This is a genomic window from Nodosilinea sp. LEGE 07298 (genome assembly GCF_015207265.1).
GTDB lineage: Bacteria > Cyanobacteriota > Cyanobacteriia > Phormidesmidales > Phormidesmidaceae > Nodosilinea.
Window position 1 is genome coordinate 1 of sequence record NZ_JADEXE010000027.1, and the last position, 13889, is coordinate 13889.

Genomic DNA, 13889 nt, shown 5'->3' on the forward strand with positions numbered 1-13889 from the left:
GAGGGTGGGCTGAGCGATGTAGCCTCTGGGGTTGGCGCGAATGCGATCGCCAAATTCGGCCCTTTGCTCATCGGTGGCGTGGGGGCCAACCAGCATACCGTAGCCGCCCGAGGCGTTGGTGGCCTTGACCACCAGCTGATCGAGGTTGTCGAGAACGTGGGCCTGCTGAGTCTCGTCTTCGCAGAGATAGGTGGGCACGTTGGGAATCAGCTGATCTTCGTCGAGGTAGTAGCGAATCATCTGGGGCACGTAGGCGTAGACCAGCTTGTCGTCGGCTACACCAGTGCCCAGGGCGTTGGCGAGGGCCACTCGTCCTGCTCGATACACCTCCATTAGCCCCGGCACCCCCAGCAGCGAGTCGGGCCGGAAAGCTTGTGGATCGATGAAGTCGTCATCAATGCGCCGGTACATCACATCGACCCGTTCCAGGCCCTTAGTGGTGCGCATCTTTAAGTAGCCATCTGAGACCACCAGGTCGCGGCCCTCCACCAGTTCAGCCCCCATCTGCTGAGCCAAAAACGAGTGCTCGAAGTAGGCCGAGTTATACATGCCCGGCGTCAGCACCGCCACCCGAGGGTTAATCAGCGTGTCGGGCACAAGGTTGAGCAGGGTTTCGAGCAGCTGACTGGCGTAGTCATCCACTGCCGCAATATCCATCGCGGCAAACAGGTGGGGAAAGGTATTCTTCATCACCCGCCGGTTTTCGAGTACGTAGGAGACTCCCGACGGACAGCGCATGTTGTCTTCAAGCACGTACCAGTGGCCATCTTTGTCGCGCACCAGGTCGGTACCGGTAATGTGGCACCAGATGTCGTTGGGCGGGTTGAGTCCCATGCAGGGCTTGAGAAAGCCCGGTGCTGACTCCACTACGTGGCGCGGAATCACGCCGTCGTTGAGAATTTTTTGGTCGTTATAAACGTCGTGAATGAAGCAGTTGATGGCATAGATCCGCTGCTTGAGACCTTTTTCTATCCACTCCCACTCGTGACCCGGCACAATGCGGGGAATAACATCGAAGGGCAGAATTCGCTCTGTACCCTGGTTATCGCTGTAGACGTTGAAGGTAACCCCCAGCTTAAATAGTGCATTTTGCGCAGTCTGCTGCCGCTGCTGTAGGTCGGACAGCGACAAGGCGTTGACCCGCTGCACTAGCAAATCTGCCTCGGGGCGCGGCTTGCCTTGGCCTAAAAACAGCTCATCAAAAAAATCGCCGGGGTCGTAGGCGTCAAATAGCACCAGGGGTCTCCCACAAAATAAGCTTCAGATATCGATATTGATGGCTAGAGCGCCATAGGCTGATCATTACCGGGGAGGGCTGCCCTAAGGCTGTAGCTTATGATACGAATTTGGGTTGCTCCCCGGTTCAGACCGTTCTCTTCAGCGCTGTGGCGACTTGGGTTGGCGCTGCGATCGCACTAGGCCTAGCCTCGCCAGGGCAAGCTCTTTTTTGCGGCTAGAAGATTTATTTTTCTGTACTAATGCGATCGTTTTTTATCGTTTTTCCACGGGTCGTAAACGCAGGATCAATGATCTAAGTAGATTCACCAGAACCACCGATCGGTTTTGACATCGAGTTCTAACGTCCTTGTCGCTTGCTGTATCTACAGGAAACACTGCGCTATGGAACAGTTTGACTACGTTGTTTTAGGAGCAGGGTTAGGAGGTCTCTCGACCGCCGCCTGTCTGACTCGCCAGGGCTATCGGGTTGCGGTGCTCGAAAAGCACTACCTGCCGGGGGGCTGCTGCCACACCTTCGACTATGGTGACTACCGCTTCTGTGCCGATGTGCACTACATCTACCAGTGCAGGCCGGGACAGGCGGTCGATCAATTTCTGCACTACATCGATCGCGACGTGACCTTCAATTCACTCGATCCCGGCTGCATTGATCGGGTGGTTACCCCCGCTGTAGACTTTGCCATTCCGCTGGGTTGGGAAACGTTTCGGCACCGCTTGCTGAACCAGTTTCCGGAGGCCGCAGGCCCAATTAACCGCTACTGCGACGAAATCAAGCACCTCCACGACGAGATTCGCCACCTCGGTCAGGAGATGCGGTGGTACGACCAGAAGTGGCACGACTGGCTGAAGCTGCCCAAGTACTTAAATCTCTTTCAGAAGCGCCACTGGACGCTGCAAGACCTCTATGACCATGTGGGGATGCCGCTTAAGCTGCAGGCCCTACTAGCCGGTCAAAGCGGCGACTATGCCCTACCGCCCGAGGAAATTGCCCTGCTTACCCATACGGCGTTGGTGTGGGACTACTCCGAGGGGGCCTACTACCCGAAGCACCACTTCAAGGGGTTTGTTGACACCGTTGTCGATGCAATTGTCGAAGGGGGCAGTACCGTGCGCTACATGGCCCCAGTGGAGCACATTGAGGTGCGCGACGGCCAGGTGCAGTGGGTCACAGCCGGGGGCACCGATTACGCCGCAACCCACCATTACATCAGCGACCTTGACCCCAAGCTCACCGTAGAGCTAATGCATGGGGCCAACCTCAGTCCGGCCGAACGCCAGCGCCTGACCGGCTATGAGTATTCGGCTAGCGCCTTCAACATCTACTTGGGCCTAGACGATCGCTTTGACCCTGCTAACTACGGCATCGGCAACTGGAATATCTGGTACTACCCTACCGGCGATCTCAACCAGGAGTATCGGCGGCAGCTAGAGGGCAACCTGGAGCATCCGTGGATCTTTCTCTCATGCCCCACGCTCAAATCAACCGCGCCCGGTATGGCTCCTGCCGGTCACCACGTGCTCGAAATTGCCACGGTGTGCCCCTACGAGCCCTTCAAGCAGCTGTGCGAAACCGACCCTAAAGCCTACAAGGCGAAAAAGCGCGAGGTCTATCAGATGGTGATGGCCAGCGTGCGCGACCTGATTCCCGACGTCGATCGCTACGCCCGCATGAAGGTCTACGGTACGCCGACCACCAGCGAACACTACCTGGGCCAGCCCCAGGGCAACATCTACGGCGCTAAGCTGGTGCCCCAGCAGGTGGGGCTAAACCGTCTGGGCTACCACACTGAGCTACCCAACCTGTTTTTGGTCGGGGCCAGCGCCGGGTACCCCAGCGTGCCGGGGGTGATCAACAACGGCATGGATGTGGTGGAGCTGATGACCGGCCAGTCGGTGCGGCGATCGCTGGCGTTGGTATGAGGGGAGGGTATCGGGTATTAGGTGACAGGTATCAGGCTTAGCCCAACACCTGACACCTAACACCCAATACCTTTTACCTACCTACCTAGCCACTTCAAAGGCCGGACCTAGCCCAGCAACAATTTCTGAGGAGGAAAGTTTGCCGTCGTGGTCGAGATCAAGGGCATCGAAGGCGGCGTCGGTGCCCAGCCATTCCTCCCGAGTAATAAAGCCGTCACCATCGAGGTCGTAAGCTTTGAACAGGTCAAATTGGTCATCCTTGGCTTTGGAGGCCGCGCCTTCGCTCTGGGTGAGTTCGGTGAGTCGGGTGGCCAGCAGGTTTTCCAACGATTCGAGGGCCTTGCTGAAGCCCTTAATGCCTTCGTCGAGCTTTTCTGTGGCCATGCGATCGCTCTCATGCATCGAGCGGAAGGTGGCTTCATCCATCGTCATCTTCTCAATGTCTAGGGACTCAGCTTTGGAAGGGTCGAGCTTGCGGGGCAAGTCGCCCTCTGTGCTGTCGAGCTGAGCCAGCAGCTTGGGGGAAATAGTCAGCAGATCGCAGCCTGCTAACTCAGTGATTTCGCCTAGGTTGCGGAAGCTGGCCCCCATTACCTCGGTTTTGTAGCCAAACTTTTTGTAGTAGTTGTAGATTTCCGTGACTGACATAACGCCGGGGTCTTCGGGGGCGGGGTACTCTTCGCGGCCAGTGTCTTTTTTGTACCAGTCGAGAATGCGGCCCACAAAGGGCGAGATCAGGGTAGTGCCCGCCTCGGCACAGGCGATCGCCTGATGAATGCCAAACAGCAGCGTCAGGTTGCAGTGAATGCCTTCTTTTTCAAGAATTTCGGCGGCCTTAATGCCCTCCCAGGTGGAGGCAATTTTGATCAGCACGCGATCGGGGGTAATGCCCAGCTTGTCGTACTGCGCAATGATGTCGCGGGCAGTAGTGACGGTAGCCTCGGTGTCGTAGCTGAGGCGGGCATCGACTTCGGTAGAGACGCGACCGGGGATAATGTTGAGAATCTTGTGGCCAAAGGCTACCGCCAGATTTTTAAAGGCCAGGTTGGCGATGTCTTTGTCGGACGCCCCTGCCCCAGAATCGGCCTTGGCCTTGAGCAGGGTGTCATCGACAATGGCTTGGTACTGAGGCATTTGCGCCGCCGCCGTGATCAGTGAAGGGTTGGTGGTGGCATCGCGGGGAGTAAACTGCTCAATCGCTTGGATGTCTCCGGTGTCGGCGACAACAACGGTCATTTGCCGAAGCTGCTCTAAGAGGCTGGCCATGGGTTTCTCCTGGAAATTGGGGGAGCAAGGGGACTTCTGCTAGTTGTTCACATTCTAAACAGGGGATTTAAGGGCAGCATTAACCCTTAATTAAAGCTACGGGGCCATTACGAAACATTGCCGCCCCCTTGACCTCCTAGTTTTCCTCAAGGTTTCTTAAGGGTTCAGGGGCTAAGGCCAAGGGATTAAGGCCGCGTCATGGGCTCTAGGACTCAGACCCTAAACCCAATTTTCGCTGCCGAGAGAGATCAATTGGGTGCCCCAACTCAGCCAAAGCTTGGCATGATGAGAAGGATTTAATCGCACCTGTCTATCGCCCTATGCTGACCTCTGTTTGGCAACAGCTCACCCTGTCGACCCTGGCCTTGGAGCAATGGCGCGAAGCTAGTGTTTTGCACCAGCTACTGGCTCCGCTGCGACAGTGGCGGCAGGGCAGCTGGCTCCTGCGTTGGGACGACTGGATTGGCCTAGCCATTGTGGTCGTGCTGTTTGCCCTGGCTCCCTACGTTTCGACCACCCTGATTGGGGTGCTGCTGCTGGCGGCGGCGGCGCTGTGGGCCTTGCTGACCCTGACTGACGAGGCGGGGCCGGGTCTGTCCCCTGTACATGTTGCGGTAGCGGTTTACTGGGGGATCATGGTGCTGGCCACGGCTCTGTCGCCGGTGCGGGGGGCGGCTCTAGCGGGGTTGATCAAACTCTCGCTCAACATTCTGCTGTTTTTATTGATTGCGCGGGTGGCACGGCAGCCCAGGGCCAGGGGCCTGCTGATTTTGGCCTACATTTTGACGACGCTGCCGGTGGCGGTGTACGGGCTGCGGCAGTACTTTTTTGGGGCCACGGCCTTGGCTACCTGGGTCGATGCCAACTCGGCGGTGGCCGATGTGACGCGGGTGTACAGTTTCTTGGGTAACCCTAACCTGCTGGCGGGCTATCTCATTCCAGGAATCATGATGAGCGCAGTTGCGGTGTTTGCCTGGCCTCGCTGGGTGCCCAAGGGGCTGGCGCTGCTAGCCACCCTGATCAACATGTTGTGCCTGATTTTGACCCTCAGCCGGGGCGGTTGGATCGGCTTTTTAATTGCCGGTTTTGTACTGATGATTTTGGTCGTGCAGTATTGGAGCATTTGGTTTTCGCCCTTCTGGAAGCGCTGGGCGCTGCCGATCCTGATGGGGGGTGCCATCGCGGTGGTTGTGCTCGGGGTGATTTCCGTCGATTCGCTGCGGGCGCGGGTGCTGAGTATCTTTGTGGGGCGGGCCGACAGCAGCAATAACTTCCGCATGAATGTGTGGGCCGGGGTGATAGATATGATTCGTGCCCGCCCCATTTTGGGCATTGGCCCTGGCAATGATGCGTTTAACAGCGTATACCCGCTGTTTCAGCGGCCTCGCTACACGGCCCTGAGCGCCTACTCGGTGTTTCTAGAGGTGCTGGTAGAGGGCGGTCTGGTGGGGCTACTGGCGTTTTTGTGGCTGCTGCTGCTGCTCTTTCACCAAGCCTGGGTGCAGCTTCAGCGGCTGCGAGAAGCTCAGGATGCCCAAGGCTACTGGCTGATGGGGGCGATCGCATCGATTGCCGGCATTTTGGGCCAGGGCATTGCCGATACGGTGATGTATCGGCCCCAGATTAGTACCCTGTGGTGGATGTCGATTGCGATCGTGGCCAGCTACTATCCGGCCCAGCAGATCTTAAGCAAGCGTTCCTTCAAGCTGCGTCAAGAGTAGTGTCTCAGGCCTAGTCATCTCCCTGGGTGCCGTCCCAGGTCGCGTGGGGCATGAGCTTGACTTTGCCCTTGAAGGGTAGGGTTTGGCCCGTAGCCAAAGTGCCACCGTTGAGAGCGAGGTGCGCCTTGAGGCGTTTTTTAGCCTCGGCGATAGAGGCTACCCGCAGGTTGAGAATGTAGAGGTAGGGCGATGGGCTTTGATCGAGGTCGGTGGCGCTTTCCCAAATGCGCAGCCGAATGCCGTCGGCGTCGTTGATGATTTTGTAGAACAGTAGATGATCAACAACTGGGGCATAGTGGCTGAAGCTGGCGGAAAATGGAGTGTGCATGTTCCAAACACCAAGAGCAAACGACCGACCGAACAACCTGTGCCATCAGCACTTCCCTTGAGATTACCCAGGTGAAGGTGTGAAATCTAAGAGGCCTTCATAATTTCCTGACATACGCGCTGGGAATGTCTGGCCGATAAAGGGCGAGAGTACGCCGCAAGATAATCGGGGATCAGGAACACGCCTCAAGTTATCCACAGAGCCAAGAATGACTCATAACCTGAGCCATTGACCGCTGCACATGTATTTAGTATCCAGTAAAGCGCAATTCCAACTACGGGGTTTTCGGGCAAACTCCGTAAAACTGCCTAAAAATTTATATTCCCTAAAGATTAGACGAAGCCGCTCGCCGCTCCATTTCTGCCCGTAAAGCTTTCATCGTGTCGACTAGGCCCGCTTCAAACAAGTTATAAAACAGTGACTTAAAAGGGCCGACATCGGCTTCGGCCCGCACCTGCTGCGACAGCAGGCACACCAAACCGCGACCCAACGACGGCGGGGCGGCATCAATGCGCCAGTGGCCGTACATATATTCAAGATTGCCTTCTAGCAGGCGAAAGCTAATCTGCTGCCCGTCTAGCTCCAGGTTTTCGGTCAGCACTTTAGATTCCATTGTGTGGAGCAAAATGCGCCGCCTGTCAATCTGTTCGACAACGGTGCGATCGCCCTCGGTCTCAACCACCTGGCTTCTGACCACCGTGGGCAAGAATGTGTCAAAGCTGCTGTAGTCGGTCAGCACAGCCCACGCATCGGCATGAGAAACCGTGGTGGCAATCATCAAGCCATACTGACCCTGCCCGCCCTTGACCACGACATCGCGTTTGGCCAGGGTGGCCCAATCAGCATCGGTTAGTTTGGCCAGATAGGCCTCAGCCGACTGAACCTGACGGGATAGACGCGACATAATACCAGAGAACCAAACTTCAATTACTGTAGCGCAACCCGCCGTGGCAGCTACAGTATTCTCGGTTGTATACCAAGTCCAGCTCGGAATCTGCAGTTTTCTCACAGGCAGAACTCCATTTCTGGACTTGGATGACGTTTATTTACAGCGTGCCCGCCATTGCCATGCCCAGTTTTGATGCAGTTTTAGCGGCCTACCAGGGGCTACCCACCCGAGTGCACAGCCTGATGTTGAGCACTGTCAGTAGTGAGGGCTCGCCCCACGCCAGCTATGCCCCCTATGTTCTTGACGATAACCATTGGCTTTATATTTTCACCAGTGGCCTGTCGGCCCATACTCAAAACCTGCAGAACACGGGCCTAGCCAGCGTTCTACTAATTGAGGACGAGGCTGAGGCTGCTCAGGTGTTTGCTCGCCAGCGCATTTCCTACGACTGTCAGGCCCAGCTGTTGCCCGGTGGCACCGCCGACTGGGAGGCTGTAGCCGATCGCTTTGAGCAGCGCTTTGGCGACATTATTACCATGCTGCGATCGCTGGAAGATTTTCAAATTTTTTGTCTCAGCCCCCAGGGCGGGCGATTTGTGATGGGGTTTGGGGCCGCCTACGCCGTCGATGCTCAAAATCTGAGCCAGTTGGTTGGCCCTCCCCAAACAGGGCCGGATAACTAGCCGTTGACCAGAATGGCAATGCCCGCCAGAGCTACTACCGCCCCGGCCACCGCCCGCAGACTGACGCGATCGCCCAGGGCCGCCGCCAGCGGCAGCACAAACAGCGGGCTGGTGGAGGTCAGCGCCTGGGCTACCCCGGTCGCCGCATACTTGAGGGCGATTTGCTGGAGGTAAATGGCCAGGTAGGTGCCTAGCACTGCGGCCAGGGCCACGCCTGCCAGTAGTCGGGGCGATCGCAGCGGTCGCAACGCCCCGACTACTGGCCCCTGGTAGCGCAAAATACTCAGAATAATTACACAGCCCCCCGCTAGCCGCAGCAGCGAACTCCAGAGGGGGGCAACAGCTGTATCGGCCAGCACCGCCCGCGACATCACAGCCCCCGTGGCCTGGCCCAGGGCGGCCAGCACGCCGTAGATTATGCCCTGATAGTTAGCCCTACCGGGAATGGTACCGCCGGGCACCCGCTCGGCAATCACCCACACTACCCCGGCCAGAGTGAGGGCGATCCCAAGCCAGGCCCGGACGCTGAGCGACTCCTGCAAAAACACCAGAGCCATTAAAGCCGCGATGGGCGGGGCCAAGATTTCGAGCAGCAGTGCTCGCCGGGGGCCAAGCCGATTGATGGCGGCAAAGTAGGCCGTATCGCCCAGGCCAATGCCAATCACGCCGCTGAGGGCTAACCAGCCGATCGCCGGTCGGTCTAAGCCAGCGGTGCTCTGCCCCAGCAGCACCAGGGTAAGGGCCAGCAGCACCAGGGCGATCGCCCCCTTGGCTAGGTTGAGGACCAGGGGCGACAGCGCTTTGCCCAATCGCCCAAACATAACCGTGGCTACTGCCCACAGACAGGCCGCCATGAGTGCCGCTAATTCACCCCGCATAGGCGCTTGGGTCGGCGTTTGCCGATATCCTGCAAAACTTAAGTAATGCCACCATAGCGGAATGCAACAGAATCTTTACACTTCTGTCCCAGGATTGTGCTGATCGACAGCTCGACTGCCGTAGAGAGAACCAAGACAGTTTGACTAATCCTAGGAATTTTGAGTTATGCGCGTCTGGGCTCTAGCATCCTGCAGCGGGCTACTGGCATTGGCGGCCTGTAGCGCCGAACAATCCAGCCCTCCAGATTTGGGCACAGCCCCACCCGATGGTGATGATGCCGTTGAGGTCAACGCTCAGCCAGGGTTGAGGGCGACCTCCTCTAGCCCTATGGCCCGCCCCGAGTTGCCATCTCGCCAGGGAGGACTCGATCGGGCTCGCTTCAGTCCGCGATCGCAGCAGTCTGGTCCCCAGGCCAGCCGGGCTAGTAGCGCTGGGCAAACCCTGCCCCAAGCCGATCAGCTGCGCGAACGGCTACAGCGCCTGCGGGCTCAGCACGGGTCGAGGCTGTCGTCTAATACGCCTATAGCCACAGCCCCGCTGCCTGCTGCCCTGACCTCCACGCCCCCTCGTCCAGTGCCTCAGGAGGTGGCAGAGCAACCCTCAGAAACGCGCCCGATTGATAACGCGATCGCAACCCCTGGTCTTGAACCCTCACTGCGACCTGTGGGAGTCACCGCTTTGCCTACGCCACCACGACCCAATGTGGCGGCCCCAGAACTTGGGCTGTCATCGACGGCTAGCACGGCCATCGACCTGGGGCCGGTTGCCTCTGGTAGCCTGGCTCCTGTGCAGCATCAGGGCTATAGTACGCGATCGCAGCGACCTGCCCCGACGATTACCACCGCCGCCCCCGAGTCGTCGGGAGGGTTAACGGCCAGACTGCACGGGGCCACGCCGATCTCGCCATCAGGCAGCCCAGCGACGGTAGCAGCGGCTCAACCCTCGCCGCCCGCCACCGCAGAGCTACCCGCGGCCGCAGCCCCAGCACCTGCCCAGGCTGAATCTGCTCCTGAATCTGGCCCTGAAGCTAGTCCTCTAGCTACCACTGCTGTAGCGGTTGGTGCTGCTCCAGCAGGCGCTGATCCTGGCCCAGCGATCGCCCATCAGTCAAGTGCCACCCCTGCCCTGACGCTAACGCCCCAGCCCGTGGAGGCCTCCGTCCCGCCAACCCTTGCCCGCCATAGTCAGGGGATCGCTGCTCGACCCGAGACCGCGATCGCCCCTTGGGGCCGGTCTGCAACCACCGCTCCCCCCGAAAGCCTGCCCCTCAACCAGGGCACACCTCGCCTCAGCCCCTTGCGCCCAGCTGCTGCCGCAACCCCGCCTGATGCCACCTCTGCTGTCCCCCAAGTGACTCCCCAGGCGTGGGAGGCGCGGTCAACTGAGGTACAAGCTTCAGAAACCGGGGTTTCAGAGATTCAAACACCAGAAGTCCAAATTCCAGCGGCCCAAACACCCGGTTCGGCATTTTCAGCTCACCAGGGCCAGTCTCAGCTGGAATCTTTGAGCCTTAGGCCCCAACCCAAAGACCTGCCCGCCGCCTACTGCCTCCAGGCCAGCGGATTGCCCCTTAGCTCCGAGACTCAGCTTGAGTTTGATCCCCAAAGGGCTAACCCACAGCTCGATCAGCTGTCTACGGCCATCCGCCTCGGCGCAGCCGATGCTGCCCTGGCACGGGAAGGAAGGTTGAGCAAAGCTGAGACTGCCGCTGCCTGTCTAGAAGAGAGCAGGGCTGCCGCTGAACCCGCTGCCGATGGGGCTGACTCTGAGCTGACCTGGGATGAAGCCCTAGACTAAGCCCAAGCCGTTTACCAAAACCACTTTCACCCCCAAGGGCGATCGCTCTTTATAGAATCCTCATTAGCTATGAACCCCAGTCGCCAGCGCGGGCTAGGGTTCGTTCATTTGGGGATCAACAACGGGCATTCGTGGCGGTTCTTGTTCATGCGCCTAAAGGGTTAAATCTGCCCGGTCTTAACGGGTACCGGTAATCTAACCGCTGAGTCCTTAGAATAAAGCCGAGCCAGCATTATGGTTAGGTAACGACGCTAGGGTTCAAAATTGGCCACGCTATGCGACTTCACTGCGAAATTCGAGGTTCTGGCTTCCCCATTCTGTGCCTGCATGGGCATCCTGGCTCGGCCAAAACCATGTCAGTGTTTACCGAAAGCTTGAGCGATCGCTACCAAACCTTGGCCCCTGACCTACGCGGCTACGGCCACAGCCGGACGCGATTGCCCTTTGATCTAGAAGATAGCCTTACCGACCTAGTGGAACTGCTCGATACTCAGGGGATCGAGCGCTGTCTAGTGCTTGGCTGGTCGTTAGGGGGCATTTTGGCGATCGAACTAGCCCTGCGCCACCCCGATCGCGTCACCGGACTGATTTTAATTGCGACGGCGGCTCGGCCCGTAGGTGCTCATCCACCGGTCACCTGGCCAGAACTGATCAATACTGGGCTAGCTTCGGTGCTTAACCTGCTAACACCGGGAAACCCCTGGATCATTCGGGAACTGGGAGAGCGGTCGCTGTACCGATATCTGCTGCGACAGCACACCCCTGAGGCCTACCGCCGCCTGGCCAAAGAAGGCTTTTGGGCCTACCTGGGCACCTCATCTCAGGCCAACCGTGCCCTCAATCAAGCCCTGACGCGCCGCTACAACCGACTGCCCGACCTGGGGGCGATCGCGGTACCCTGCCTGGTGCTCTGCGGAGCCAAAGACTGCCACATTACCGCCCAAGCCAGCCTAGAAACCGCCGCTCACCTGCCCGTAGCTGATAGCTATTGCTATCCCAATACCGCCCACCTGCTGCCCTGGGAAATTCCAGGGCAGATGCTGCAAGATATTGACCACTGGCTAGAGCAGCATGCACAAGCACTGGACCTAAAGTCCAAGGCCTAAGGGTGAATGAATTAAACCTTAGGGCTAGGGACGGCCACTAAAGGCTGGAGTCGAAAACCCGCCTACTGGGGTATCCCATTCATCAGTGATGGTGAGCTGCTCAGGGCGGCTGCACAGCTGCACTACGGTTTGAATGTTCTGTGCACCTTCTTGTTCAAGATCTTCGATATAGCCACCCTTGGCTGCGTAGGCCTCAGATTCGGTATCGAAGGGGCCAAAGTAGTAGGTGCAGGCGGGTTGACTGGTTTTGATCTCCACCCACCAGGCTTTACTCCGACCTAAAACAATCGCTAAAATACGACCTAAAAGATTCTTCATAGATCCTGCCTATCTGCCGAGTTCTAAAGACTTTTTATGGGGTAATCACGGTTACAAACCGTCCTGGGGCAACGCTATCCCATGTTTCGTTATACTGCCTTGCTTTTGATTTTGCAAAGAGGAAATTTGCAGCTGCGCCACCCACTGATGACGATAGATCTCATAGAGAGCCATGCCTGTAGCCACCGATGCATTTAGGCTAGGAACCGTGCCGCGCAGCGGAATCGATACGAGTGTGTCGCAACTCTGCTGCACGGTGAGGCTAAGACCACTGCCCTCGGCCCCCACCACAATAACCGTGGGCCGATCGAAGGTGGTGCGGTGTACCGGCTGGCTGGCCTCTGACGACAGCCCGTAAATCCAAAATCCCTTTTCTTTAAGGGTGTCAAGGGCGCGCTTGAGGTTGACTACCCGCGCTACAGGCAGGTGTTCTAGGGCACCTGCGGCCACTTTGGCAACCGTGGAGGTCACACCCGCCGCCCGCCGCTGGGGGATCACCATCCCCTGAGCACCTAGGGCTTCGGCGGTACGAATAATGGCCCCCAAATTATGGGGATCGGTGATGCTATCAGCCGCGATAATGACTGGCACCTTGGCAGCTCCCAGGGCGGTCTCGATCATGTCGTCGAGGTCGTGGTAAGTATGGGCAGCGGCTTGGGCGGCGATCCCCTGGTGATTAGCCCCGGCCGTGATTTGGTTGAGCCGTTTGGTGTCGACCTCGTCGATCACGGCACCGTTAGCCTTGGCTTCATCAATTAGTGACAAAAATCGGGGATCGTAGCGAATGCGATCGTTGACCCATACGCGATTGAGAGGGCGCTGGGCCTGTAGGGCCGCCTCGACCGCATGACGACCGTAGATTAGATCGGTTTCGTCTTGTCTGTCATCGCTTTCGCCCAGATCTTGACTACTAGCACCCATCTGGCGGGGCGAACCAGCCGTGGGGCGACGGAACGAATCACTGCTCTGGTAGCGGGGCTTACCCTCATCGTAGCGAGGCTTATCGCCCTGGTAGCGAGGCTTATCGCCCTGGTAGCGAGGTTTTTCATCTTTGTGGCGGGGCTTATCATCCCCACGCGGCTTGCTGCTGTCAAAGCGGGGCTTACTGTCCCCATAGCGGGGTTTGTCGTCTTTATAACGAGGTTTATCATCGCTGTAGCGGGGTTTGGCACCAGCGTAGCGGGGCTTACTGTCACCCTGACGAGGTTTGTCACCCTGGTAGCGGGGCTTGTCGTCGTTACGGTGAGGTTTGGCACCGTCGTAGCGGGGTTTATCGTCGCTGTAGCGAGGTTTATCGCCCTGGTAGCGGGGCTTGCTGTCGCTATGGCGGGGCTGATCGTCACCGTAGCGGGGTTTGCCCTCGCCATAGCGGGGCTTCCCCCCCCGGTAGCCTTCAGACTGCTGGCGAGGCTTTGCCCCAGAGGGACGGTTAGGGTTGCGAGAAGGCTTTGGGGACGACATGGCCACACCTGATACGGGTTAGAAACCAAAAATTGCGCAGAAAATCTAGGCTAGCACGCCTTATCCCTAACCCTAGCATTCTGTTTTTTATGGCCCCAACTTTGCTCTGGGGGGAACTATCAATGGGAATTTCTGTGGGATCGCCCGTAGATTGGGAGTCAGGTTAGAACCGTCACCCTCAGAAAGGGGTTTGGGACTCGAAAATTAATAAAGTCCCAATGTCATTCCTGCGCAGGCGGGAATCGATTATGGAGTAGCTACTCTAGCTGGCACTTTATTTTG

General features: G+C 58.0%; 12 protein-coding genes. 5 read left to right on the forward strand and 7 right to left on the reverse strand.

Translation table 11 applies throughout. From position 1 onward, the window contains the following. Positions 1-1236, reverse strand: a 1236-nt coding sequence (locus IQ273_RS05835) for a circularly permuted type 2 ATP-grasp protein (RefSeq protein ID WP_194022233.1), incomplete at its 3' end; no start/stop codon positions are given. A gap of 384 nt (positions 1237-1620) precedes the next feature. On the opposite strand from IQ273_RS05835, the gene IQ273_RS05840 reads away from it, so the two are divergent. Further along, entirely contained in the window at positions 1621-3159 is a 1539-nt protein-coding gene (locus tag IQ273_RS05840; RefSeq protein ID WP_194022234.1) for an NAD(P)/FAD-dependent oxidoreductase, read from the forward strand. Positions 3160-3240: 81 nt separating this feature from the next. On the opposite strand, the gene IQ273_RS05845 is transcribed toward IQ273_RS05840, so the two are convergent. After that, entirely contained in the window at positions 3241-4425 is a 1185-nt protein-coding gene (locus tag IQ273_RS05845) for a transaldolase (protein WP_194022235.1), read from the reverse strand. A 320-nt stretch (positions 4426-4745) separates the two neighbouring features. Here IQ273_RS05845 and IQ273_RS05850 point away from each other — a divergent pair, with 320 nt between their 5' ends. After that, complete coding sequence (locus IQ273_RS05850; RefSeq protein ID WP_194022236.1) at positions 4746-6146, forward strand: IctB family putative bicarbonate transporter; 1401 nt, start codon at positions 4746-4748, stop codon at positions 6144-6146. Positions 6147-6156: 10 nt separating this feature from the next. On the opposite strand, the gene IQ273_RS05855 is transcribed toward IQ273_RS05850, so the two are convergent. Together IQ273_RS05855 and IQ273_RS05860 are read right to left on the reverse strand one after the other, a co-directional pair. Then, positions 6157-6474, reverse strand: a complete 318-nt coding sequence (locus tag IQ273_RS05855; protein ID WP_194022237.1) for a hypothetical protein — start codon at positions 6472-6474, stop codon at positions 6157-6159. 325 nt (positions 6475-6799) lie between these two features. Continuing rightward, entirely contained in the window at positions 6800-7378 is a 579-nt protein-coding gene (locus IQ273_RS05860) for an SRPBCC family protein (RefSeq protein ID WP_194022238.1), read from the reverse strand. Positions 7379-7509: 131 nt separating this feature from the next. Here IQ273_RS05860 and IQ273_RS05865 point away from each other — a divergent pair, with 131 nt between their 5' ends. Beyond that, on the forward strand, positions 7510-8046 hold the full coding sequence (locus IQ273_RS05865) for a HugZ family protein (protein ID WP_228052423.1): 537 nt from the start codon (positions 7510-7512) through the stop codon (positions 8044-8046). Here the strand turns inward: IQ273_RS05865 and IQ273_RS05870 are convergent. Continuing rightward, positions 8043-8924 carry a DMT family transporter gene (locus IQ273_RS05870; protein ID WP_194022239.1) on the reverse strand — a complete coding sequence of 294 codons (882 nt, stop codon included), beginning with the start codon at positions 8922-8924 and terminating at the stop codon, positions 8043-8045. The two genes, IQ273_RS05865 and IQ273_RS05870, sit on opposite strands and share 4 nt — an antisense overlap. 166 nt (positions 8925-9090) lie before the next feature. On the opposite strand from IQ273_RS05870, the gene IQ273_RS05875 reads away from it, so the two are divergent. Continuing rightward, positions 9091-10722 (forward strand): hypothetical protein, encoded by a 1632-nt coding sequence (locus IQ273_RS05875; RefSeq protein WP_194022240.1) that lies wholly within the window; start codon positions 9091-9093, stop codon positions 10720-10722. 275 nt (positions 10723-10997) lie between these two features. Then, a complete protein-coding gene (locus IQ273_RS05880; protein ID WP_194022241.1) occupies positions 10998-11828 on the forward strand; it encodes an alpha/beta fold hydrolase in 831 nt (276 codons plus the stop codon). A gap of 24 nt (positions 11829-11852) precedes the next feature. Here IQ273_RS05880 and IQ273_RS05885 read toward each other — a convergent pair whose 3' ends face one another. Both IQ273_RS05885 and rlmB read right to left on the reverse strand, forming a co-directional pair. Further along, positions 11853-12146 (reverse strand): DUF1816 domain-containing protein, encoded by a 294-nt coding sequence (locus IQ273_RS05885; protein ID WP_194022242.1) that lies wholly within the window; start codon positions 12144-12146, stop codon positions 11853-11855. Between the two features lie 51 nt (positions 12147-12197). Continuing rightward, complete coding sequence (rlmB, locus tag IQ273_RS05890) at positions 12198-13607, reverse strand: 23S rRNA (guanosine(2251)-2'-O)-methyltransferase RlmB (protein WP_194022243.1); 1410 nt, start codon at positions 13605-13607, stop codon at positions 12198-12200. Positions 13608-13889 lie beyond the last annotated feature (282 nt).